This is a genomic window from Chitinophagaceae bacterium, assembly GCA_016710165.1.
Lineage (GTDB): Bacteria > Bacteroidota > Bacteroidia > Chitinophagales > Chitinophagaceae > Ferruginibacter.
The window spans coordinates 1,139,269-1,162,616 of the sequence record JADJLJ010000001.1 but is presented as its reverse complement, the minus strand read 5'-3'; the positions used below and the strand labels follow the sequence as shown (position 1 = coordinate 1,162,616).

Annotated in this window: 18 protein-coding genes and 2 pseudogenes; 4 read left to right on the top strand and 16 right to left on the bottom strand. The window is 47.3% G+C overall.

What is annotated here, in order from left to right; translation table 11 throughout:
• Positions 1 to 3: 3 nt before the first annotated feature.
• Together IPJ02_05155 and IPJ02_05150 are read right to left on the bottom strand one after the other, a co-directional pair.
• Positions 4 to 978, bottom strand: a complete 975-nt coding sequence (locus IPJ02_05155; protein ID MBK7374957.1) for a hypothetical protein — start codon at positions 976 to 978, stop codon at positions 4 to 6.
• Positions 979 to 1,077: 99 nt separating this feature from the next.
• Positions 1,078 to 1,527 (bottom strand): GNAT family N-acetyltransferase, encoded by a 450-nt coding sequence (locus tag IPJ02_05150; protein MBK7374956.1) that lies wholly within the window; start codon positions 1,525 to 1,527, stop codon positions 1,078 to 1,080.
• 284 nt (positions 1,528 to 1,811) lie between these two features.
• Here IPJ02_05150 and IPJ02_05145 point away from each other — a divergent pair, with 284 nt between their 5' ends.
• The 3 genes from IPJ02_05145 to IPJ02_05135 all read left to right on the top strand — a co-directional run bounded on the left by IPJ02_05145 (position 1,812) and on the right by IPJ02_05135 (position 5,763).
• Positions 1,812 to 2,978, top strand: coding sequence for a hypothetical protein (locus tag IPJ02_05145; GenBank protein ID MBK7374955.1), 1,167 nt, complete (start codon positions 1,812 to 1,814; stop codon positions 2,976 to 2,978).
• Between the two features lie 166 nt (positions 2,979 to 3,144).
• Positions 3,145 to 4,467 (top strand): hypothetical protein, encoded by a 1,323-nt coding sequence (locus IPJ02_05140; protein MBK7374954.1) that lies wholly within the window; start codon positions 3,145 to 3,147, stop codon positions 4,465 to 4,467.
• Between the two features lie 75 nt (positions 4,468 to 4,542).
• Positions 4,543 to 5,763, top strand: coding sequence for a hypothetical protein (locus IPJ02_05135; protein ID MBK7374953.1), 1,221 nt, complete (start codon positions 4,543 to 4,545; stop codon positions 5,761 to 5,763).
• 48 nt (positions 5,764 to 5,811) lie between these two features.
• On the opposite strand, the gene IPJ02_05130 is transcribed toward IPJ02_05135, so the two are convergent.
• The 10 genes and pseudogenes from IPJ02_05130 to IPJ02_05085 form a co-directional block, all read right to left on the bottom strand.
• Complete coding sequence (locus IPJ02_05130; GenBank protein MBK7374952.1) at positions 5,812 to 6,843, bottom strand: LLM class flavin-dependent oxidoreductase; 1,032 nt, start codon at positions 6,841 to 6,843, stop codon at positions 5,812 to 5,814.
• Between the two features lie 187 nt (positions 6,844 to 7,030).
• On the bottom strand, positions 7,031 to 8,185 hold the full coding sequence (locus IPJ02_05125; GenBank protein MBK7374951.1) for a hypothetical protein: 1,155 nt from the start codon (positions 8,183 to 8,185) through the stop codon (positions 7,031 to 7,033).
• A complete protein-coding gene (locus IPJ02_05120) occupies positions 8,182 to 8,904 on the bottom strand; it encodes an ABC transporter ATP-binding protein (protein MBK7374950.1) in 723 nt (240 codons plus the stop codon). The genes IPJ02_05125 and IPJ02_05120 overlap by 4 nt, the downstream gene beginning before the upstream one ends.
• A gap of 10 nt (positions 8,905 to 8,914) precedes the next feature.
• Positions 8,915 to 10,129, bottom strand: coding sequence for an ABC transporter permease (locus IPJ02_05115; protein MBK7374949.1), 1,215 nt, complete (start codon positions 10,127 to 10,129; stop codon positions 8,915 to 8,917).
• Positions 10,130 to 10,139: 10 nt separating this feature from the next.
• Positions 10,140 to 11,356: pseudogene (locus tag IPJ02_05110) on the bottom strand (ABC transporter permease).
• A 1-nt stretch (position 11,357) separates the two neighbouring features.
• Positions 11,358 to 12,098, bottom strand: a complete 741-nt coding sequence (locus tag IPJ02_05105; GenBank protein ID MBK7374948.1) for an outer membrane lipoprotein-sorting protein — start codon at positions 12,096 to 12,098, stop codon at positions 11,358 to 11,360.
• Positions 12,099 to 12,178: 80 nt separating this feature from the next.
• The gene (locus IPJ02_05100) at positions 12,179 to 13,366 is read right to left on the bottom strand and encodes a hypothetical protein (GenBank protein ID MBK7374947.1); all 1,188 of its coding nucleotides are present in this window, start codon (positions 13,364 to 13,366) and stop codon (positions 12,179 to 12,181) included.
• Positions 13,367 to 13,372: 6 nt separating this feature from the next.
• On the bottom strand, positions 13,373 to 13,936 hold the full coding sequence (locus tag IPJ02_05095) for a hypothetical protein (GenBank protein ID MBK7374946.1): 564 nt from the start codon (positions 13,934 to 13,936) through the stop codon (positions 13,373 to 13,375).
• A 291-nt stretch (positions 13,937 to 14,227) separates the two neighbouring features.
• The gene (locus IPJ02_05090; protein MBK7374945.1) at positions 14,228 to 15,322 is read right to left on the bottom strand and encodes a VIT1/CCC1 transporter family protein; all 1,095 of its coding nucleotides are present in this window, start codon (positions 15,320 to 15,322) and stop codon (positions 14,228 to 14,230) included.
• A 244-nt stretch (positions 15,323 to 15,566) separates the two neighbouring features.
• Positions 15,567 to 16,261: pseudogene (locus tag IPJ02_05085) on the bottom strand (twin-arginine translocation signal domain-containing protein).
• A 395-nt stretch (positions 16,262 to 16,656) separates the two neighbouring features.
• Between IPJ02_05085 and IPJ02_05080 the strand changes: the two are divergent.
• Positions 16,657 to 19,302, top strand: coding sequence for a T9SS type A sorting domain-containing protein (locus IPJ02_05080; protein ID MBK7374944.1), 2,646 nt, complete (start codon positions 16,657 to 16,659; stop codon positions 19,300 to 19,302).
• A 40-nt stretch (positions 19,303 to 19,342) separates the two neighbouring features.
• Here the strand turns inward: IPJ02_05080 and IPJ02_05075 are convergent, their stop codons facing one another.
• The 4 genes from IPJ02_05075 to IPJ02_05060 form a co-directional block, all read right to left on the bottom strand.
• The gene (locus IPJ02_05075; protein MBK7374943.1) at positions 19,343 to 19,627 is read right to left on the bottom strand and encodes a hypothetical protein; all 285 of its coding nucleotides are present in this window, start codon (positions 19,625 to 19,627) and stop codon (positions 19,343 to 19,345) included.
• A 138-nt stretch (positions 19,628 to 19,765) separates the two neighbouring features.
• Entirely contained in the window at positions 19,766 to 19,951 is a 186-nt protein-coding gene (locus IPJ02_05070; protein MBK7374942.1) for a hypothetical protein, read from the bottom strand.
• Between the two features lie 591 nt (positions 19,952 to 20,542).
• Positions 20,543 to 21,355: a class I SAM-dependent methyltransferase gene (locus tag IPJ02_05065; protein MBK7374941.1), complete on the bottom strand. Its 813-nt coding sequence runs from the start codon at positions 21,353 to 21,355 to the stop codon at positions 20,543 to 20,545.
• Between the two features lie 681 nt (positions 21,356 to 22,036).
• The gene (locus IPJ02_05060; GenBank protein MBK7374940.1) at positions 22,037 to 23,236 is read right to left on the bottom strand and encodes an SIR2 family protein; all 1,200 of its coding nucleotides are present in this window, start codon (positions 23,234 to 23,236) and stop codon (positions 22,037 to 22,039) included.
• Positions 23,237 to 23,348: the final 112 nt, after the last annotated feature.

The window sequence follows — 23,348 nt, the reverse complement described above, 5'->3', positions numbered from 1 at the left end:
TCTTTATTTAGGTACATAGTCGAACACCAGCACCGCATTCTCTTCCAGGCTGGCGCTGGAGAATAATTCATATCGTTTGTCGCCGGCAAGCACAACGATCAGCGCCGTGTTGGGGGGTATGCCGCCCAGGTTCTCAGCAAAGAGGATGATCTCATGCCTTGTCTGCCGTTCGTCCAGTTCCAGGTTTATCACAATGGGTTTTTCTGAAAGACGCTGGTGGCTTAGCAGCAGTTTTCCGTTGTAAAAGATACTTACCGTATCGCCATCCACAATGGCATTGTCGTATACATTCAGGGTGATGCTCTTCACATTCACTTCAATATGGCTCTGCTCGGTATTTTTTCTTTTGCTGAAGGGGTTGGGTGTTTTTGTTACCGTGTCTTTGGGAATAACAACGGGGGGAGGGATCACTGCAATCGTATCTTTCTTCCCCGTAGCCGTCGTGTCCGGCTGTTTGCTGTTATTGAATGTCTGGTACTTTTTCAGGTAGCAGTCATTCATACCCGGCAGCACCTGGGCCGGCCGGGCAGCAACTTTTCTCAGGTAAACGGTATCGTCATCATTTTTTTGAAAAAAGGGAGTATTCTCATCCCGGAAGAAAAATGAAAATACGGAGGGCGGGTTAATACACAGCCCTTCCAGTACAGCACCCCGCTTAAAGAAACGGCTGGTTAAACTAAGCTTCATCAATGTATGGGTCCCGCTGTTCTCTATGAATGAGCTCCCTTCAATAAGCCACTTATCCTGCCTTTTATCATAACGTCCTTCAAAATAGGCTTTGCAATAACTTCGCTGATCTGCCTTTACAAAGTCCCAGGTATAACCGCAGATCTTGTCACCATTCTGGATAATATTGAGTTGCAGGAACTGGTCATTTCCTAGTTTCCCTTCCCATGTACCCGTAATATCCTGGGATTGCGCATGCAATGCCTGCAGGGATAGGAACAGGATAATAAGATATCGTTTAGTACCTGGCATAGCGATATTAAATTTACCTAATTAATATCAGATGCAACCGTCATTTGCAAGGCGTTATTGTGGAATTAACAATTTCTTCCCCAACGGTCTCCGGGTCTGTTAAACTGATTTTTCAAAACACAAACTGTTGTACTTGCCGGCATATTGCCCGTAGTTTGGTATGACAGAATACCCGCTCTTATTGTATAATGCAATGGCTTCCGGCTGGCGCAATCCGGTTTCCAACACACATTTACTGCAGCCCAGTTCCTTTGCCCATCTTTCCAGTTCCCCCAGCACTTTGCCGGCCATTCCTTTTCCCCGGCTTCCGGGCAGGGTGTACATGCGCTTTACTTCCATGGTGCCGGGGCCGAATTCTTTGATGGCGCCGCAGCCGGCAGGCTTACCATCCTCATAAGCAACCACTGCATGCTTTATCTTGGCTATTTTGTTAAACCGGGCATAGAATGCGTGTTCATCACCATCCCGTTCGGCAAGATCGGTATCAAGCTGTTTTACCAGTTCAATAAAGTCCGGGTTATCGGAATCAGTTCTTATTAATTCGGTCATCGTATTATTATGTGTAACAAAGTTGCGTGTTTTGTTTGTTATTGGCAAGCACCCATTTAACTGAATATTTCCTCGACATTTTCAAAACTCCTGGTCACGCCCTGGAAAAATTAAAACCAAACCAGTTGTGGGCGTATTCTTACTATAGGATGGGTGCATAAAAAAAACTATTTTTAAACCTGTAATAAAGCGGTTTCCCGTATGATCCCGATGAGAAAGATCGCTGTAACGATATTGATCCTTACCTGTCTCAAAGCAGTGCGCAGGATTTTATTTTCAAATTAATGGAGCGGAACGACCTGAAGGTGGAAGAAGCCGCCGAAATTGCCCGGCGTTATTTTGATACGGCCGGAACAGACCGAAGCACCGGGTACAATCATTTCCAGCGCTGGTTATACGAACGGCGTTTTCACATGGATGCAAACGGGTATTATGTTGACCCCGGAACCGAATGGGAAACATGGAAGCAAACCACTCCTGAAAATGCAATAACCGAAGTGATATGGACAGAACTGGGTCCCTGGGGCTGGACCTATACATCCGGCTGGAACCCCGGCACCGGCCGGCTTACCGATGTGGCGATCGATCCTTCCGATACCACCATTATTTATGTCACTTCGCCCGGCGGCGGAATATGGAAAAGTACGAACAGCGGTAACAGCTGGGTTCCCCTGCAGGATTTTAATGCAACCTGGATGAACATGTATTCCGTTACCATTGATCCTTCCAACATCAATACGGTTTATGCCGGCAATGCTTCGGGTAACCTGATGAAGAGTACCAATGCAGGATTTTCATGGACAAACCTGGGTTCCGGGCCCAGCGGCACCGTGAGAAAGATACTGGTCCATCCCGCTGATCCGAATATTGTATTTGTTTGTTCATCCTCGGGCATTCACCGTTCCATCAACGGCGGCACAAACTGGACACAGGTTTATGCAACACAGACAGAAGATATAGAATTCAAACCCGATGATGTTAATATCATGTATGCTTCCGGAAGCAGTTCGGTTATCCGGTCAACCAATAACGGCGTTAACTGGACCGTGGTTGGTGTGGCGCAGGGCATTACCAATACCGGCCGCAGCCTGGTGACGGTTACTACTGCTGATCCCAATTATGTTTATATCGTACAGGCAAACGGCAGTGAGTTTGGCAGGCTGTACCGGTCAACCGATGCCGGATTAAGTTTTATTACAACCGTAGTAGGCAGTCCGGCTTCGGGCACCACCTATTTTGGTTATTCCCCGGCCGGTACAGATGCAGGCGGACAGGCAAGTTATGATATGGCCCTTTGTGCATCACCAACCGATGCCAGCGAAGTATATATTGCCGGCATCATTGTATGGCGGTCAACGAACGGGGTAGTAGTTTTGTTGCACAAACCGTATGGAGTTATCCCAATGGTACAGGGTATAACCATGCCGACGTGCATGGATTACGCTGGATAAACAAAGCCCTTTACAGCAACAGCGACGGCGGCATCTTTAAGAGTACTGACCGTGCCGATAACTGGACGAATATCTCAACCGGCCTGGGCATCCGGCAGTTTTACCGCATTGCCTGTTCACCGGTTGATGCCAATATAATTACCGGGGTGCGCAGGATAATGGCAGTGTGGCACGCAAACCCGCAGGCAACTGGGTTGATTGGTTGGGCGCCGATGGTATGGAGGGACTGGCAAGTCCAACCAATGCAAATAATCTTTGGGGCACTTCGCAAAACGGATCCCTGTACCGGTCAACCAACGGCGGTAACAGTTATTCCGGTTTATCCAAACCCTCTGCCGGTAACTGGATAACACCATTGGCGGGTCACCCCACAACAGAAACAACCATTTACGGGGGCTGGACAGGATTTTACCGTTCCACCAACAGCGGAACTGCCTGGACGCTGCTTTCAGGCGCCACCATTACCGCCGCATTGAATGATATTGCCGTAGCCCCTTCCAATCCCAATTATTTGTATGCAGCAAGGGGCTCCACGTTGTATGTATCCACCGATGGGGGAGCCAGTTGGGCTACCCGTACAGCACCGGGTACCATCAGCGATATCTGTGTACACCGCAGCATTCCCGATAAGATATATATCAGCACCACCAGTTCATCCGCTAATGTACAGGTATCCACCAATGCCGGGGCAAGTTTCACTTCCATCTCAACCGGTTTGCCTGCCGTAGCTGCACGGTCGGTGGTGATCGAGAACAATGCCGTACAGGGGATCTATGTAGGAATGAACACAGGCGTGTATTACAGGAACGATACCATGAGCGCCTGGCAAAACTATACAGGCAACCTGCCAGTGGTGGCAGTGAATGAACTGGAGATACAATACAGCGCCAGTAAATTAAGGGTTGCCACCTATGGCCGGGGCGTATGGGAAACCCCGTTATTTGTGGGGGGCGTGGTGGCAGTTAAATGGCTTTCCTTTCATGCAGCAAAACAAAGCAATGCGGTAATGCTTACCTGGAAAGTAGCCGGGGAAAAAATCAATACACAATATGTAGTGGAACGAAGTTCAGACGGTATCCATTTCAGCGCTATTGGCACCGTGAACGGAACAGGTCTCCATACATCCACCTACACATACAACGACCCGGGCCTGCAACGGGGCAACCGGTATTACCGGGTAAAAGAAATGAATGCCGGCCGATCTTATTACAGCCATATCATTGCCGTGCTGATGGGCAGCAGTACCGGTCAACTGCAGATTGCGCCCAACCCTGTGCGTGACGGCAACCTGCGTTTTAGTTTTGCCGGGGACGATACACAGCCTTTTGAGATCAACATATATACAACCGACGGAAGACTGATGCTGGTGCATAAACAGGTGGATGGCGTTGGCCTGCTCAGCATCGGCCATTTGCCAAACGGTATGTATAATTTCCTCATCCGGCAGGGTAAGATACAATACCGGGCATCGTTTGTGAAAAAGGATTAGGAATGAAAACAAATGCGTGTCATTCTTTCACCACATCATCTATAATTTGTACTTTCCGTTCCCAAACGGAACTGTATGAAAAATATTTTTATCGTTGCATTGCTTTGTCTTTGCCTGACCAACAGCAAAGCCCAGCTAAAATTCAAAAAAGACTTTGCCTACCATGCTCCCCGCAGTTTTGCCTGTAATTTTTTCACCACTACGGGCGATTATGTTCCGCCTTCGGCCAGCAATGTGAGTAAAGAGACCGAGATGAAATGGATGAATGACATGGTAAAGAAGATACTGGGCATTGTTGGCCTGCAGAACAAGATCAAACTCTATTCCTTTCCCGGCTCCAATAACTGCAGCGCTGTTTGCCTCGACAATGAAGTGGGCAGTGACCGCTATATTGTGTTTGACCGGTTCTTCCTGCAGGAATATGAAAAAACCACCAACAAATGGTTTGTGGTGGGAGTGGTGGCGCATGAACTGGGCCATCATCTTAACGGGCATACGTTGAGCGGCTATGGCAGCCGGCCCGATAAAGAGCTGGAAGCCGATGCTTTCGCCGGGTTCATTTTACAAAAGCTGGGCGCCACCCGGGAAGAAGCAAAAGCCATGTTCAGTTTTCTGGATGAGAACCAGGGACCGCCCACGCATCCAAAAAGGCCACAGCGTTACCTGGCCATAGAACGTGGCTGGAATGAAGCATCAAACAAAAGCGGCTATGCCAACCTGGTCTTCAATGAGGCCGACGACGGGCAAATGGCTGAACGTGTTTTTTATGAAGCACAGGTACAAACCAATCATGAAAAGAAACTGGAACTGCTCAAAAAAGCACAGCAGCTTTACCCGAAGCATGCAGGCATCAATAGTGAACTGGGTGTGCTTTACCTCACACTCAACAATACCGGCATGGCAAACCTGTATACAAAAATTGCTGTAGACCAGGCGCCTTACGTGGGATGGATATGGCTGAACAGGGCTAAGTATTACCAGTCGGCAAAGGACCTGCAGGGGCAGTATGACTGTCTCGACAGCGCCATTAAATACAAACCCATCCTGCCCGAAGCTTACCTGATGCGGGCAGCAATTTTTGAAGCAGAGAAGCTGTATACTATGTCGATGGAAAATATTACCATTGGCCTTGCCATGGGGCCCGAACCGGAACTGGCAGCAAGGCTTTACCTGCAGAAGGCCTCTGTACAGAAAGCCATGGGTTTTACAAAAGATGCAAAAAGCAGTTATGAAACAGCAAAAATGCTTGACCCGTTCAACCCGGTGATCAAACTCATGGCGTCGATGTATGAGTAAGGTTGGTTGATCGTTCCGGCCGGTGTCTCACCGGCCAGGGGATGAAGATCATTTCTTCAAAGCTTCTCTCACTTTGGGAGCGATCCGGGTTCCGAATATCTCTATTGATCTCATCAGCGACCCATGCGAAGGCCCGCCTACATCCATGTGTGCAGAGAAACGGTTCAGCCCAAACAGTTCCTGTAATTGTAATATCCGGTCGATCGCTTCATTGGCATCTCCAATGATCAAAGCGCCCTGTGGAGTCCTGCCAAGGTCAAATTGCTGACGCTGGTAAGGCGGCCAGCCACGTGACCGGCCCACCCGGTTCATCTGTGCAGCATACAGCGGGTAATATGCATCAGCAGTTTGCTGACTCTTATCCCCAAAAAAAGCATGCATGTGCACGCCTACCTGTAAGGCATTCATATCGTGATCAAAGCTCCGGTACACTTCCCTGTAATAATCGAACAGTGGTTTGAATTGTACGGGGTTACCGCCGATAATGGCGAATATTACCGGCAGCCCTGCCTTGCCTGCTCTCTGAACTGATTCCGGGGTGCCGCCTACAGCGATCCAGATATTGAGATGATCGTTTACTGCACGGGGCAGTATTTCCTGGTTGGCCAATGCCGGCCTGAACCTGCCTTTCCAGGTGATCCTTTGTTCATTATTGATCTTCAGCAGCAGGTTTAATTTCTCTTCAAACAGGTCATCATAATCAGCCAGGTTGTAACCAAACAAAGGAAACGATTCTGTAAAACTGCCGCGGCCTGCCATTAACTCTGCCCTGCCATTGGAGATCAAATCAATGGTGGCAAAGCTTTGGTACAGTTTAACCGGGTCTGCCGAACTTAATACTGAGACGGCGCTGCCAAGCCTGATATTTTTTGTAACGGTTGCCGCTGCTGCCAGGATGATCTCGGGTGTTGATACGGCATAATCCGGCCGGTGATGTTCGCCGATGCCGAAAAAATCAAGTCCCAGTTCATCCATCAGTTTTATTTCTTCAATAAGTTCCTGCAGCCTTTGTTGTGCCGGTTGTGCCTCCCCCTTTTCATTGATGTGCATATCGCCAAACATGCTTATGCCTAACTCCATAAAATATTTTTTCTGCAAAGATACGGGTACGCTTTCAGCGATCTTCGCTGCTGCCACAGGAGGTAGTGCCCTGTTTTGAATATTTTGTGACCTGTCATGCTGAGGAACGAAGCATCTCAGGTAACCTTCCCGATGAATCGGGACAGGCTGTTCCTCAGCATGACAATCATTCAAAACAGGGCACTGCCTAAAAGCTCCATTTTATCCGCAGGTAACAATTATTGCTTACTGCCCCGAAATGATCATTCAGTTCAGCAAAGAAGGATTGCCATACCAGGTTCAGGTCGAGATTGGTGGCCATATTATATTGAAGTGAGGGAAACAGGATGAGCAGCCTGGTGCCTGGCGCATATAACACACTTATGTTGGCTGATAGTAACGGGGTGATCTCTTTGGCGGTAGTTACCAGCAAATTCCATTTGGTAGGCATCAGGTTTTCCGGTGAAAGTTTCAGGTTGATGGTATCCCAGTTCTGTACAGGCTTGTATAAACCGTAACTGTTGAATAATACCCCGGCATTCACATACCAGCCTTGCTTAAACATGTAATCCGTTTCGAGCGTTATGTTCAGGTGACCGGCCGAGTCGTTGTTACGGAAGAAGTACTGGACCTCTCCCTTAAAGCCGGCGTCTTTGATCGATCCCGCCCAACCGGTTCCCAATGTGAGATGATCATGATACCAGCCGGTTATGAATTGCAGGTCATAATTCCATTTGTTGAATGCATACTTTGCTGCAGCAACATTCCCTTTCTTTTTACCGGTATTGATATATGCCAGTTCTGCAGTAGCAGCATTTTTAAAGATATACCGGGCTTCAGCGCCATCCACGCCGGGCCTTTCTTCATAGTCAAAGTCGAGGAAGTTATAGGTATTGAAAATGTCGTTGGGGTTCCAGGTAGTGGCAATTCCCCAGTTGATACGCTGGCGGCCGACACGAACATTGAATGCATCATCCCGGTAATCAACATATAACCGTTCCGTATTGGTATGAAATACCAGGGACCTGTTTTTTATCCATGCTTTCTGCATGTCCAGTAATTCATTGTTATTTCTCAGCAGGGATGCAAAGCCGGGCGTGCGTTTAACCTGTTCGCCCCAGTACAGGCGGTTACGGAATTCTGCCACGGCAGTGAACACCGGCGAAGGCTTCCATTTCAGGTTGATGCGGTTGTGAACAAGGTTGACGGAAACGAGTTCTTTAAAATTCTTATCAAACGAAAGCGTCTGCAGGTCCTTGATATATCCGCTGATGGTCAGCTTTTTTGGTAAAGCGGTGCTGTCCTGCGCCCGGGCAGCAAATGCAACCGGTGAAATAAAAAATATCAGCAGCAGCTTTTTCATTTTACTGTACCGGTATCTTCGTGTTTGGTGGAAACGGATGCCGTATCATTCACAATTCTTCCATCCACCAGGGTGATCACCCTTCTTGCCCGGTCGATGACGCGTTGGTCGTGGGTGGAAAAAAGGAACGTGATGTTCTCTTCCCGGTTGAGCTTGTCCATGATGTCGAGCAGGTTGGATGCCGACCTGGAATCAAGGTTGGCAGTAGGCTCATCCGCCAGCACGAATTGCGGCTTGGATGCCAGCGCCCTGGCCACGGCAATCCGTTGTTGCTGGCCGCCGGAAAGTTTTGAAGGCCGTTCATTGAATTTATCTTCCAGGCCGATCTGCGTGAACAGCGCTTTCACCCTTTTATCCCGTTCAGTTTTAGCGGTCTTCTGTAACTGCATGATGAACTCCACATTTTCTTTTGCCGTTAAGACCGGGATCAGGTTGAAAGATTGAAATACAAAGCCGATGTTCTTCAGCCGGAAATCGATCAGCTCATTGGCAGAAAGTTTCGTGATGTCAAGTCCATTGATGAAGATGTTCCCTTCATCCGGTTTGTCCAGCCCGCCGATCATGTTCAGCAGGGTGGTCTTGCCGGAGCCGGATGGACCTACCAGTGCAGTGAATTCACCTTTCTCCAGGTGCAGGTGTACGTTGTTGACCGCATACACCGGGATCGTTTTTGGATTGTAAACCCTGCTTACATTATGTGCGTCAATGACTGTGTGCATAGATCAGGTTTTATCTTTTTAAAGCTTCCACCGGCTGCAGTTTCAGTGCTTTTATGGCCGGGAAAATACAGGAAACAAGCGCTGTGCCTGCTACGATCAGCATCACGCCGACCAGTTTATCTGCCGGGAACTCCGGGTAGATCACGGTGCCAAAACCAAAGCTGCTCATCATTTCACGTCCCATGCCCGACAGGTCGAGTCCATGCGTATTGAAATAACCGCATGCCAGCCATCCGGCTAAGATCCCCAGCGGGGTTCCTGCCAGCGTCAGAAAAAATGTTTCCAGCAGCACCAGGGAGAATATCCTGGTTTTATTGGTACCCAGTGCCACCATCATCCCGATCTCTCTTGTTCTCTCCAGGATGGCCATCAGCATGGTGTTGATGATACCAAAGGCCAGGGCAAACATGATGATGATCATGATGATGTAGGAGTATATGTCCACGGTATCTACCATCAGCCCGGTCTCGGGGGATATCTCCATCCAGGATTCAACCTGTAAACCGGGAAATTTCTGCTGCAGCTTTTTCTGCATTGCTTTTACATCTTCATCTTTTTTGAGCAATATGCTGATCTCCTGGAATGAATCACCCGAGATGAGTAATTCATTCATGTCATTCATGACAACGTACACATTCCTTTCGTCCAGCGGGGTATTGTCGCTCTGGTAAACAGCAGCAACACGAAAAGCGCCCGATACGATATTTCCGGAGGTATCGGTAAATGTAAGCACCAGTTTCGAGCCGGGTCTTACTTTCATTTTTGTGGCCAGTTTTTTACCTACCATGATCTCATTTTTCCGGGCTGGATCAAAGAGCTTTCCTTCGATGATCTTTTTTTTCAGTTGGGAGGCTTCGTATTCCAGTTCGGGTATCACCCCGTTGATCTGTACGCCGGCACTGCCGGTTGTGGTAGCCAGCATGCCGGTGGTCACACTCCGGGGAGAAGCCTGTTTCACTTCCTCCATTGAATTGATTGCGCTTAATACCCCTTCGCCGTTTGACAGGATGAACCGGGGTTCATGATCTTTTTTGAAACTGCTGTCATGCAATTGAAGGTGCCCCACTTCCGCGTCAATTACGGTGCGCACACGGGTTTTCATCATGCCTTTGTACAGGGCCAGCACGGCAATGCCGGCAAAAAGACCCAATGCCAGCGACAGCATGATCACAATGCTCCGCATTTTATTGCGCCAGATATTCCGCCATGCCATTATATAGATCATCACCGTTGTTTTATCTTTTCATTGCTGTTACCGGGTTCAGCCGGATCACTTTATACATAGGGTACAGGGACAGTATTAAGCCGATCACCAGCACCACCAGTCCCTGGTAAATAAAATTTGATGCCTCGGTGGATGTGGGAAAGATGGCTTCAAACCCAAAACGCTCATAGGCTTTGGCTGCTTCTCCGCCTATTTTCAACGGGTGCCTGTTCAAAAGAAATACCAGGGGAATGCTTGCTGCAATGCCCAGTATGCAGCCGGTAAGTACCGTGAGCACCGATTCGATCAGCAGCAAAACGATCAGTTTACTTTTTTTCATGCCGATGGCCACCAGCATACCCATTTCCGTTTTCCGTTCCACCATCATCATCAGCAAAGTGCCGAAGATGCCAAAGCAGATAAGGATGTATAAGATACCCTGTACGTATTTCATGTTGTTGCTGTCTGTCTGTATGTGTTGTTTTATTTCCGGCATGATTTCATCCCAGGTCATCACTTCATATTCCTTTCCCAGGGACGACTGCAAAGCGGATGCTGTGGGTTGCAGTGTTTTGGTGTTGCGTAAAGAAAGGATGTACGAAGTGACCATGCCATAGGCGCTGTAAAGGTCCTGCGCCACCGGTAATGGCATGAATACCACTTTATCATTCAGTTCGGGCGAACCGAATTTTACGATCCCGCTGATGCGGTATTTTCCTGCGGCGGTGGCGCCGTGGTAACCCTGCCCGATGAGTACAAGGGTATCGCCGGCCTTTAATTTCAGCCTTTCGGAAATCCCCTGCGCCAGCAACACGGCCGTATCGGCATCCTTTAAATAACTGCCCTGTACCAGTTTACTTTTTAGTGAAGTGATCCGGTCTTCTTTCCGGGGTCGATCCCGACCACCAATGCCCCCCTGGTAATTTCTTCCGAAGAAACAAGGGCAAATGATTCCAGCCTGGGCGTGACAGCCGTTATATTCTTATCCTGCAGGATATTTTGTTCTGTTGCGGCAGAAGATCCAAAACTGTTATCCAGGATCTGCTCGTCCCAATAACCCTGTTTATGCACCTGCACATAGCCGCTGTAAAAACTCACTACGTTCTTTACCAGGTTGTCGAAAATACCGTCTTTGAGGCTGCTGGCTATCACCGATAAGATAACGGCAAAGAAAATGGCCGCCATCGTAATGCCGGTACGGGTGCGGTTGCGCCACATATTCTTCCATGCCATTTTTATCAGCCACATATCAATTGAGTGTTTTCATTTTCTCCACGGAGAAAAAATGATCGTCGATCGGTTTGTTGTACTGGATATTCTTATAGATCATCTCTGTCCGCTGTCCTTTTTTATCAGCCGGTATCATCTCAAAGCGGGTGGGGATGATGCGGTCATGCATCTGTTTAATATCGGTACCGTTCATGGTGTTGATGAGCTGTCCATCCTCATCATAAAACCGGCTGTGCAGTTCCAGGAAATCTTTTTTATCAATGCATACGATCACTTTGCTCCACACCACGGCCGCCTGTGGTTTGGGTATCATCTGTATGATGTAACAGTTCCTGTCCCCGATGATGGTGTCGCCAATAAGCGTATGCGTATAGTCTTCCACCGCGGATGATTCCTTGACCAGGTCATCATTGGTGAAGTCGGTCCCCATCCAGCTCTGTGTCATCATGGATGGAGGGAGTTTGATCGTTCTTTCCAGGGAAGGCATCCAGTTCCACACTTCCTTTTTTCTTTTTAAAAAAGCAATGCCTTTGTCTTTTGCGGGCGCCTGCACCAGGATCATGGCCAGGTCATTTCCCTTCATCCATGTCCGGCACTGCATCTCCCGGCTCCAGGTTGGGCGGATGGTCCTGATCAGCATCTCAGCCTGCATGGTGGATCCCCTCATTTTCTCATCGGCTTTCTGTACGATCTCTTTTGCAGTTTGTGCCTGCAGGGTGCTGAAAAAGGGAAGGCATATATAAAGGAGAATATACTTCATCCTGCTGCTGTTTTAATGGACATTAAATATAAAGGGATAACTGCCCATATTTCATGACCGTAATCAGGCACCACAGTGATTTACATGAAGATAACTAAAAAAAGCGGGCCCGTATCCCGGCCCTGTTTTACTGTAGTGGTACAGCCTGACATTCGGCTTGAATTAATTTCAAACGGTAGGTTGGTATTAAAGTGTGCTGCGTAGGCCGGCTGCTTCAGCAGGCTGTTTACCTCATCCAGGAAATCATTGTTCATCGACTCTTTCTCATTGAGATCCACTACCAGCACTTTAACTTTTTTAAAATCGATGGCAGAACGGAACAGGATATCTGTAAAATACCGGGCTGCCTGTTTTACATGATAAGCCGCCGAATCAGCCCAGGTTATTTTTTGCGGGAAAAGGAAAGGGTTCATTTTTTTTTCAGCATAGAATTTGGCAATGGTAACAAAACGTTTGCAGGGAAACCCCTGCTTGCTCCAGTAATGATCATCCAGCAGGGAGTCGTATACTTTTTCAGAAGAGATGGGTAAGGAATAGTTGTTTTGTGCATACTCCCTGTTCTCCCGGTAATCGTTGCGGCAGTACTGCAGGATGATGGTTTGCAGGCCGGATGTATCTAAGCGGTACAGGTTCATTAGTTCACGGGCCGTACCGTATGAAGAAACGGCGGCATTCAGTACTTTTTTATGGGTCATGCTGCCCACCTGTTCGGCAAGGCTTTCATTCTGCTCAATGCCCCATCCCATGGCATACGAATCACCCAGGCAAATGATCCCTGGTCTTAATAAAGAAAGTTCATCATCACGCAGTCCCATTTTATTGGTATAAAAACTGTCGGCAAATTCGGGATTGGTAAAAAGGAAACGGGATGAAGGCTTCAGGGTATAGAACAAACGGTCGTCATACGCACTGCTTTGCGGGTTGAACTGGATGATATTGGTCTCTGCCTGTGTGGCATAGGTCATGAAAAGGGGGCGGAGGGAAGCAGGCAACCTCGACGGATCATGTATCCAGTATGTGAAAAGCAGTTCGGGCAGGGCCATGATGCCGATGAACAACAGGCTTTTTGTGAGCAAAGACCGGGAAGGGAATAAGAGGATGATTATCGTCCACATCAGTACAGCCAGTTGCAGCCCGGTAAGTAAATAGTGGTGAAACAGGATGCTGCCGGGAAGCGCACGGTCTGAATATTTTTTCAGCAGCTGTACCAGTATCACCAGTACGATGCACCAAAGGGTCTTTCGTAAATAGCCGGGTTTTTTCTGCATGTTCTTTTAATGGGTTGCCTTGTGCTTAAGTTTAAGTACCTGCGTATGGATGAACGATAATTCGGTTATCATCGAAAGTACGCTGCTGTTTGTGAAATGATGGATTTCCCAGGGAACGGCGGCAGAACCTCTGGGCACATCTGCCACATTGATAAAATCACCCGGTTTTATATTGGGTTTGCCGGGGAATTTTTCCTGTATGAATGAATTGTAGCCGGCTAAATTGTTTTTTAATGCAAGCAGCCTGGATCTATCGGGGTAAGAGAATGATGCGGTCCCTTTTTGATTTGTCAGCAGTACCAGTTCATGCTTTATGCTGTCGATGCAGCGGGTGATGGCACTGGCTTTGATGGCCAGCTCTACTTCGGGCAGGCGAACCTCATTTCTTTTAAAGGCGCCGGCCCCGTTACTGTCCTTTTGCAACACATCATTTGAATGATTTAAAGACTGGCCGGTCTTTTTATATTCATCGAACAGCTCATGTTGTTTTTGCCGGGAGACCTTGATGGTCCAGATGGCATATACGGCGATGCAGGCGCATATGAGCGTGAACAATGTTATCAACGACATTCTGATCATGGTAAACGGGCTGCTGAATAAAGGAACGAATTTTTTTAACACGGGGCATATGAATAATCGGTAGTGTCCTATTTTGAATATTTTGTGACCTGTCATGCTGAGCCTGCCTACCGGCAGGCAGGCTCAGGATGACAATCATTCAAACCAGGGCACTACCGAATAACCGGTAAAACCCGGCGCTTCATGGAATTGATCTGAAGCGTTGATGTTTTTTCCGCCCGGCCGGTTGAAATGGCAACTGCGAGCATGTTGTGACCATTTTATTAATTTGAACATTGTTTATCATGTTATTGAAACCCCGATCAGTTTACCGATGCCGAATGTTACGGCAGCTGCAGCCAAACCAAAGAGTACCTGCCGGAGTCCGGAGAACCAGACATTCCTGCCGGTAAACAAAGTAATAGCAGCGCCGATCAGGAATAAACCAACAGCGCTTGCGGACACACTGATCAGGATGGCTTGTGTACCGCCGGTGAACATGAATGGTATAACGGGGATCACCGCACCGATGGCAAACAGGATAAAAGAATACAGCGCTGCTTCCACTGCCGAACCTTTCAGTTCTTCTGCATTGATGCCCAATTCCTCTTTAACCAGTATTTCATGCGCCAGGCCTTTATCTTTCATGATGCCGGCAGCCATTTGATGGGCCTGTTCTTCGGGAATTCCTTTTGCCATGTAAATCAGGGCCAGCTCTTTCATTTCCCCTTCCGGATTTGTTTCCAGTTCCTCCATTTCCAGCTGCATCTGGTTCTCGTATAGTTCCTGCGAACTCTTTACAGAGATCCATTCGCCCAATGACATGGATAATGCGCCCGCCAGTAAGCCTGCAAGCCCGGCCAGTAAAACCCCTTCCTGGCCGGCAGAGGCACCGGCGATGCCCATGATGAGGCTGAAATTGGAAACCAGGCCATCATTGCCTCCCAGCACAGCGGCCCGGATGGCATTGCCACCCACCGAACGGTGCCGGCTTTCAAATTTTGACAGCTGTGCGCCGCTTACTTTTTTTTCTTTTTCAAGTATGGAACGAAGTATCGTTACATGGGTGGTTTCGGCGCCGGTTATTTCCTGTTTGTTCTTTTTTTTGGTGGAGATAACGGCATTGGAAATACTTTTTTCTGTATCCATCAGGGCGCCCAGCACATAATCGTACCCGAATATTTTACCAACCATGTTCAGGGTCTTTGCCCTCCAGGAAGGCTGCAGCAGGTTCTCCAGCGGGATATTCTCTTTTTTGGCAAATGCTTCTGCATGGCCTTTTTCGATCTCACTCATTTGCCTGAACACATTGGCAAGTAATGCATCCGGTTCATGGGCGGCCAGTTTCTGGTACAGGAAACAGGCATCGATCTCTGTCTGTATATTTTTATTTTTCATCGGGGAAATTTAAAATGATAACCTTGTCGCCCGCTTACTAGCAGTGATCGTATCCATGCGGTATGCGCCGGTTGATACTGATCACCCGCCAGGGGCTGGCAGGTTAAAGGAACAGAATTTTATTTAAAACATAAACTGTAATCTGCCGGCGCAGGTGCGTAAGGGCAGGCAAGACAGGGGGTGGGGCATAGGGAAACTAAAAAGCCCCGGTGATCCGGGGCTTTTATTTTTGCATGGCTATTCATTAAGCGGTAAAACAATACGCACAATTATTTTCCTGTGCACGGCCCAATGCCCACACACCGGAAGGTACAACCGTAATACCGGGTAATAGTCCTGCCATCCAGTCCTTTTTCACAGTTTCGGATCCAGTTTATATTTATCTGCATAGGCAGCGCTGTAAACCGTAATGGCGGCACTGCACACCACAAACTGTACACCGCTTTCCTGCAATTCATTGATGCCTATCGCTACTTCACCAAAACCGGGAAGTTTATATGTTCCTTTTGCCGGTTTCCAGAATGGATTGCGGGTAAGGGATTTTTGATCGGTCTCCACCTTGAAGAATTCAGCCAGGTTGTATTTTGCCCAAAGCCTGTCTTCCAGTGCATAGGGAATGCCGGTATGCCTTAGAACAACCACTACGTTGTTGTCTTTTTCCGGGGTGCCTGTTGCCATATTGGTGAGCAGGAAGACCCGTGACCAGACAAAAGGAAAGATACCAACGGCTTCCGGCACATCATACACGATGCGGTGCTTGCCTTTTAGATTTCTGAATACCTGTTCAGCATCACTGAGGCTGGCGCCGGAAAAAACAGGGTTTGCCTGCAGTTTCTGCATCGGGCCGGTTACTGTAGCAAGGCCTATTGCAGCTGCCCCGGATGCAAAATTGCCTAAGAAACCACGGCGGGTGGTTTGATTTTTTTCATGAGTTGTCATAATGTTTGGTTTTTATTCAGCCGGCAAGATAGAGCGTGCATAAAACGGCGGCAGAGGTGTTTTACCAAACGGCGTGAGATTTTTCCTGCGGGGCTTATCCGGTCCTTATTGGCAAAGGGAAATGCTTTTTCAGCAGTACTATTACCGGAACCTGTGCCGCAGAATATCAGGTAGTGTCCTGTTTTGAATGATTGTCATCCTGAGCCTGCCTGCCGGTAGGCAGGGAACGAAGGATCTCCTGATCAGGATCGTTTGCTTAACCTGAGATGCTTCGTTCCTCAGCATGACAGGTCACAAAATATTCAAAACAGGACACTACCGAATATTAGCATGCCCGGATTAAATGAACTATTTTTGGTAAGGCATCTTATTTTAAATATCCACCTTTGAAAAAAATGAAGAAAATTCTTTTTACCATAATTTTTTCAGGCATTGGGTATGCTTCTTTCTCCCAACAACTGACCGCAACGTTCGGCGGTTCACCGGTCAAACACGATTGGCAACGGGGCGGTTATCCCGGGGATACGGTTCCCGGTTTCCCGGTGGTGGATATAACAACATTCGGAGGGAATAATACAGGCACGGTTGCAAACGACCTGGCGCTGGCCAACGCGGTGAGCAGCCTGGGCGGCGCTGATGCTGTCATTTATTTTCCGCCAGGGAATTACCTGTTCACCGGTACCATAAACCTGCGAAGCGGTCTGATCCTGCGGGGTGCCGGCTCGGGTAACACAACCCTTACCTTTAACCTGGGTGCCGGTTCGGGCCACCTGATCAGCGTACAGGGATCGGCCGGCGCCAGTACGCCGGTCACCGCAGCCGTTCAGCAATACAGCAACCAGGTTACCGTAACCAACCCGGGCATTGCTTCCATAGGTAACTTCATCAAAGTATACCAGGATAATGAAACAGGACTTATCAATGATTCCTGGGCGAATAATACCGTGGGGCAGATATCTTATTTAAAAAGCAAGTCGGGAAATACCTTTACATTCTATACCCGCCACCGCAGGGCAATACCATTAAGCGGCGCTCCCACAGCGCAACTGCTTAACATGGTAAAAAGGGCAGGCATTGAATGCCTCAAAATAAAAAGGATGGACCCTGATCCTACCGCAAACCAGACATCAAACATCATTTTTAATTACGCAGCTTTTTGCTGGGTAAAAGGGATCGAAAGCGACAGCGCCAATTTTGCCCATATCTCCATATTGAACAGCAGCAATATCGAGGTCACCGGTTCTTATTTTCACGGCGCTTTTTCGTATGGCGGCGGCGGCGAAGGCTATGGGGTGGTTTGTCATTTATCAACCGGCGATTGCCTCATCGAGAATAATATCTTCAAACGCTTACGCCATGCCATGTTATTACAGGCAGGCGCCAATGGAAATATCTATTCGTATAATTATTCCCTGGAACAGCTACGGACGGAACTGCCTTCCGATGCAGCAGCAGATATCGTTCTTCACGGCAATTATCCTTACGCCAATTTGTTTGAAGGCAACATTGCACAAAATACAGGAGGTGATGCCAGTCATGGTATCAATGGCCCCGCCAATGTCTTTTTCAGGAACCGGGCCCTGCATTACGGCATTGCATTCAGTTCCGGATCGGGTGATAGTTCGTTGGTCATCTACAATGAAGTAACAGGTACCGGTAATTCCGGCATCTTTCCATTTCTGCCATTGGGCGGTCTTGGCACCAATGGACCCAACAGCATTGCATCTAAAAATTACCGGGTATTGTCCGGCGGTTTTGTCGGCAATATGGAATCATCCTTTGCACCCAACCAGGCGGCTACCTATGCGTATTTCCTGGAACCGGTAAGGCCTTATTTCTTCAGCGCCGACCTGCAGCCCATGGGTTTTCCCGCAGTTTATAACAGTCCGTTTACCAGTATCCCGGCCCGTGACCGGTTCATTGCTGCGGGTACATTCACGTATTGCAGTAATGTTTCCCGGAAAGACAGTATGATGCCGGTGATCTGTGATCCGCTGGCCATTGCATCCAATGGGGGATATGATGTACACGATATTGCAGAAACAAATGAATACCGCGACAACAGCAATTGCGGCCTCATTGCAACGCTGTTGCCATCCGGCGCTGCCCCGGTGAGTGGCATCATTAAAACAAAGACCAGCATCGATGCAACGGTTCAGTCGTATAATGGAAAGGCATATGTTCAACGGCACTACGATATTGAACCATTGGTAAATGCACCCGCAGCCACCGCTGTCATTACATTATATTTTACACAGCAGGAGTTTGACAATTATAATGCGGCCAATGGCGCCGAGCCCGACCTGCCAACAGGCCCCGGGGATGCCACGGGCAAATCAAATTTACGGGTCACCCAATATCATGGGACCGGAACAGCGCCCGGTAACTATTCCGGAAGTACGGAACTGATAGACCCTGTCGATGCCAGTATTGTATGGAACGGAACTACGGGTTTGTGGGAGATCAGTTTTGCCGTGACCGGTTTCAGCGGCTTTTATGTAAGCGGCAGCTATATCGTGTTGCCGGTAAGGCTGATCTCGTTCAATTATTCCTTACCCGGTACTCACATCGTTTTATTGAAATGGAAAGTAGCCGGGCAGCAGGGTATCCGGAGCTATGTCATGGAAAGAAGTACGGACGGCATTGCCTGGTCATCCATTGGCAGCATAGCGGCAAACAGCGAAACCGGTTTTACTTACCAATATACCGACTACAACCCGGTTGCCGGATTGAATTATTACCGCCTGCGGGTGGAAGAAGATAATGGCAGAAGCTACAGCAATGTACTGGCCGCAGATCTTTCTGAACAGGAGGAAGAGATGGTCATTTACCCGGTTCCTGCAAAGGATGAATTAAGGATCCGGTTAATAAACAGCGCCTTGCTCAATACAGAGATCCGGTTATTAAGCGCTGAAGGGCGGCTGCTACAGAAAATTAAACTTCAAACCATTGGACAAAACATACCTGTTGGCCATTTACCAGCAGGAATATATTACCTGGAAACAGGGAACGGTAAGACATACAAGGTCATTAAGCAATAAGACCTGCCGGCCAGGCCAACGGCAGCGAAGAAGGGATATGCTACACTTCTTTCGATTCTATTATTTCAAGTATTCTTGTTTTTGGATCCACCATAACAGATCCCTGTACCTTGTTCCATAAAAGCTGCAGTGCCTGGAGGGTGGACTGGAGTTCATCCATATTGTCAAAGTCAAGTTCAACGATGACGAGGTTCATGTCATTTACAGGCCTGTAGATCCGGTATCTTTTAACGCCGGAACTTTTCCTGTTTATGGGATCACTTTCAAAAGCCTTTTTCCATCCTTCGTAATTGGGAACAACGTGTTCTATCTGAAGTGTGGGCATATGATAGGTTTTAGGTAAAATAAAGGTATACAAAAACGGGAGATTTAATTATTCCGGGAGTGGAGCTATAACAGGCTCTTTGCACCCTTTGCGGTTACCCTTCAACTTCGCTCAGGTTTGCGTCGGGGAGAAGGCCGGTCAGGCAGCGCCCATTGTCTTCAGTGCTTCATAGACCAGGAAGGCCGGCCAGACCAGGGCCTTTAATATGCCCAGTGCACCCATCCAGAAACCGGTGGCATGCGAAATATAAAAGATGGCTGCCCCGATGAACCCCAGGCCATACACTGCATTGGTTGGCCCGTGCCTTTGGATTTCATTTTTCATGATGCTGTTTTGGGTAAAGCTATCTTTCTTTCCGTTACCGGCGGATGACCTTCATCAGGAACCGGTGCTGACAGATGTCATTGGGGCCACCGTCCGGTCTTTGACCAACGGCGTTATTTGTTGAACCGCGTTCATATGATCTTTATTTGGGAGTATGCTGCCCGTTGGTCGGGGAATGGGCATTGCGTTCTTTGCGTGCATTTCCTTTGCGTGCTTTGCGGTTAGGTTCTTCCCGGGCGGATGCGAAGGGTAACCGCAAAGCACGCAGAGATTATCGCAAAGGGCGCAAAGCGGGGCATTTTTTTTCTGGTCTTTGACCAACAGCGTTATTTGTTGAACCGCATTCATATAATTTTTATTTGGGAGTATGCTGCCCGTTGGCCGGGGAATGGGCATTGCGTTCTTTGCGTGCATTTCCTTTGCGTGCTTTGCGGTTAGGTTCTTCCCGGGCGCAAGCCAAAGGGTAACCGCAAAGAACGCAGATATTGAAATGAAAACGAAAAAGCCGCCAGCCTTCCGGCCAACGGCTTTATGTGAAGTGTACCGTTACCCGTTCATTGCTTTTGCCCGTTCAGCCGGCCATTCCCCATGTCATACATTCACCGTTACCCGTAAGTAAGTTGCCGGTATGGAAGTGGTATTACTGCCGGTACTTTTGTTTTGACTTTTAAACAAAGTTTCCAGTTCTTCCTCGAGTTGCAAAGCCTTGCCGTTTTTTTCTGCCGCTTCAAATGCATTCATGGTGGGGCCATAGTAGGTCTTGAATACATTAACAAAAGCAGATGGGGAATACGGAGCATTAAATGTAAAGCTGTCTTTTGCGAAAGAGATGTTTTCTTTTGCCACACCTGCGTTTACAAAGCGCTCTGTAACCTCTTCTTCTTTACCCCATAACATCGGGCTGATGAAACCCTCGGGTGGCGCCGGTGTATAGGCAGAACTGATCTTAAGTATCTGTGCCACCAGGGTGGGATCTCCCGGGATCCAGTTGCCCATCACTATTCTTCCGCCGGGTTTGGTAACACGTACCATTTCCTTTGCTACCTCGTAGGGCTTTGGGGCAAACATGGCGCCAAAAATGCTAACCACCAGGTCAAAACCATCATCATCAAGGTCGGCCAGGTCCGTTGCATCACCCTCCTGGAAACGGATATTGTTCAGCCCTTCTTCCTCCACCCTTTTGTTTCCTGCCTTAACCAGGTTGCTGGCTATGTCTACTCCCAGCACCGTGGCACCCGATCTTGCCTGGGGTATGGCGGTGGTTCCGTCTCCGCAACCCAGGTCAAGAATTTTAAGGTCTTTTGTTATGCCCAATGAGGCTACCAATGCTTCCCCGCTTTCACGCATTGTTTTTGCGAGCTGGGTAAAGTCTCCTTTTTCCCAAAGTGCTTTGTTCGGATTCATGTTTATTTTGTTTTTTGATTACTGATTTTTATCGCCGCAGCAAACCAGTACCGGTAAGCACTGCGAATGTCTGTGTTTATAAGCAGGAACCGGTTTTTATTATCGGGTTGTGTTGCGTATACCTGCACCCGTATGATCCGTTTAAAGCGGATCGTCGCTTCAACACAACAAAAGTAAACTGCGGTGAAGTTCTTTTATCCGGAACTTTCCGAACGGTGATCATCATCCAACCTCCGGTGCCGGTCCGCCCATTGCCGGGTAGGGGGAAGGGCAAAAGCGGCTGAGCGGCTTTGCGTTCTTTGCGTGTATTTCCTTTGCGTTCTTTGCGGTTAGGTTTTATCTCGGGGGAGGCCGAAGGGTAACCGCAAAGAACACAGAGATTATCGCAAAGGGCGCAAAGAGGGGTTGGGGCCGCCGTCTGGTCTTTGACCAACGGCGTTATTTGTTGAACCGAATTATATAATTTTTATTTGGGAGTATGCTGCGAGCATATGTATTTCAAATCCCGGACACAGTCCGGTAGATCTAAAAGACACAAGTGATCCCATGAACTTTACGTTTGTAATTTGATTATTTGGGTGGGGAACACTTGCGCCAGTGTGGGATCCCATGAACTTTACGTTTGTAATTTGAGTATTTGGGTGGGGAACACTTGCGCCAGTGGGGGCGTTTAATGATTGCCTACAATTCAGCCATGAATTCTGAGTAACTAACTTGAATGAAGGGCTTTTCAATTACATTGACATTAAAATCTGTTACTAACGATGATAGAGGTTTGATAATGTCTATGACAACCATTTTTTTACCGTCTGCTAGGAAGTTGCTAACTAAAATATTATTTATACCCTCGTCTTTGAAGCCATAGCCAATGACAAAAAGTATATTAGACTCTTTTAAGTTGCTTTTAAATTGCTCAATTAAATTTTGGTAATACGGAATGTTATATTGAACAATTTTGGAAGTAGTGCCAGATAGAAAATCTGGGTAAACGTGTTGGAAAGCACTTTTATAGGAATAATCATTTGTATTTGGATCTTTATGTTCTTGATAGATTTGCGACACGCCATAGTCTTTTTTTATTCTTGTTTGGTCTGCAGAGCTTATATCCGCAACATAACAATCAATACTACCATGGAGTTTATAATAAGCTAATTGATTTTTGAAATTGTTAGTAAACTGTTTTAATCTTACCCTATATGATTTATTGATACCTTGGCGAGTATATACTTCTCCATAATATGGGGAACCCAATTCTTCGTAACCGTCAGTAAAATATTGCCATAAATTTGAAGCTTTAGATGCTATGTGTTCAAATAAAAGGTCATGATTTAACGAATGGACCCTTACATTACTAGATTTTATTACTTGCTGAAGAAAGCTTATAAAGTTATCATAGGGCGGATAATTGCCTAGACTGATATCTTCATAATGCCTTGCAGTTTGAAAATAACTTGAGACAATTGTAGAAAAATAGGTTTTAAAATGAAAAATAAGGTTATCATCACTATCAATGAAGTCTAAATGAGAAGTATATTTATTGCGGAACTCTTCACAAAAATTATGAACTTCATCGAAATGTTTATCAAATCTTGAATATGCAGTTAGATAGTCGAAAAGTATTTCATAGTTAAAATCACTTGGATTCTTTAGAATAGTTGTTGAATAGAATTTGAGAAACTCAACAAAAAATAATTCATCTTTTTTATTAATCCTGAAATTAATGGTTGAATCTTTTTGCACAAGGGAGGCTGTCATGTCAGAATGAATGTAAATATCGTTCTCAGTTATCTCCCCTATTTTTTTGTTTACTTCTGAAATTAACGGAATTCCGTCTGCAACTGAAAAACCGCTTCCAAGTAAAAGTGATATTGTATTGCCCATTATTTTAAACTCAAATTATACTAATGCTTCCTGAAAATGGCAGCTAACGGGCAGGTATTGCCGATCGTGGGGAATTTTATATTCGTCCGCCCGGAACCGCTGCCTGACTTTT

Bases quoted from the DNA above. Each gene is read 5' to 3' on its own strand.
- IPJ02_05155 (MBK7374957.1), bottom strand. From the start codon at position 978: ATGCCAGGTACTAAACGATATCTTATTATCCTGTTCCTATCCCTGCAG.
- IPJ02_05150 (MBK7374956.1), bottom strand. From the start codon at position 1,527: ATGACCGAATTAATAAGAACTGATTCCGATAACCCGGACTTTATTGAA.
- IPJ02_05145 (MBK7374955.1), top strand. From the start codon at position 1,812: ATGGAGCGGAACGACCTGAAGGTGGAAGAAGCCGCCGAAATTGCCCGG.
- IPJ02_05135 (MBK7374953.1), top strand. From the start codon at position 4,543: ATGAAAAATATTTTTATCGTTGCATTGCTTTGTCTTTGCCTGACCAAC.
- IPJ02_05130 (MBK7374952.1), bottom strand. From the start codon at position 6,843: ATGGAGTTAGGCATAAGCATGTTTGGCGATATGCACATCAATGAAAAG.
- IPJ02_05125 (MBK7374951.1), bottom strand. From the start codon at position 8,185: ATGAAAAAGCTGCTGCTGATATTTTTTATTTCACCGGTTGCATTTGCT.
- IPJ02_05120 (MBK7374950.1), bottom strand. From the start codon at position 8,904: ATGCACACAGTCATTGACGCACATAATGTAAGCAGGGTTTACAATCCA.
- IPJ02_05115 (MBK7374949.1), bottom strand. From the start codon at position 10,129: ATGATCTATATAATGGCATGGCGGAATATCTGGCGCAATAAAATGCGG.
- IPJ02_05105 (MBK7374948.1), bottom strand. From the start codon at position 12,098: ATGAAGTATATTCTCCTTTATATATGCCTTCCCTTTTTCAGCACCCTG.
- IPJ02_05100 (MBK7374947.1), bottom strand. From the start codon at position 13,366: ATGCAGAAAAAACCCGGCTATTTACGAAAGACCCTTTGGTGCATCGTA.
- IPJ02_05095 (MBK7374946.1), bottom strand. From the start codon at position 13,936: ATGTCGTTGATAACATTGTTCACGCTCATATGCGCCTGCATCGCCGTA.
- IPJ02_05090 (MBK7374945.1), bottom strand. From the start codon at position 15,322: ATGAAAAATAAAAATATACAGACAGAGATCGATGCCTGTTTCCTGTAC.
- IPJ02_05080 (MBK7374944.1), top strand. From the start codon at position 16,657: ATGAAGAAAATTCTTTTTACCATAATTTTTTCAGGCATTGGGTATGCT.
- IPJ02_05075 (MBK7374943.1), bottom strand. From the start codon at position 19,627: ATGCCCACACTTCAGATAGAACACGTTGTTCCCAATTACGAAGGATGG.
- IPJ02_05070 (MBK7374942.1), bottom strand. From the start codon at position 19,951: ATGAAAAATGAAATCCAAAGGCACGGGCCAACCAATGCAGTGTATGGC.
- IPJ02_05065 (MBK7374941.1), bottom strand. From the start codon at position 21,355: ATGAATCCGAACAAAGCACTTTGGGAAAAAGGAGACTTTACCCAGCTC.
- IPJ02_05060 (MBK7374940.1), bottom strand. From the start codon at position 23,236: ATGGGCAATACAATATCACTTTTACTTGGAAGCGGTTTTTCAGTTGCA.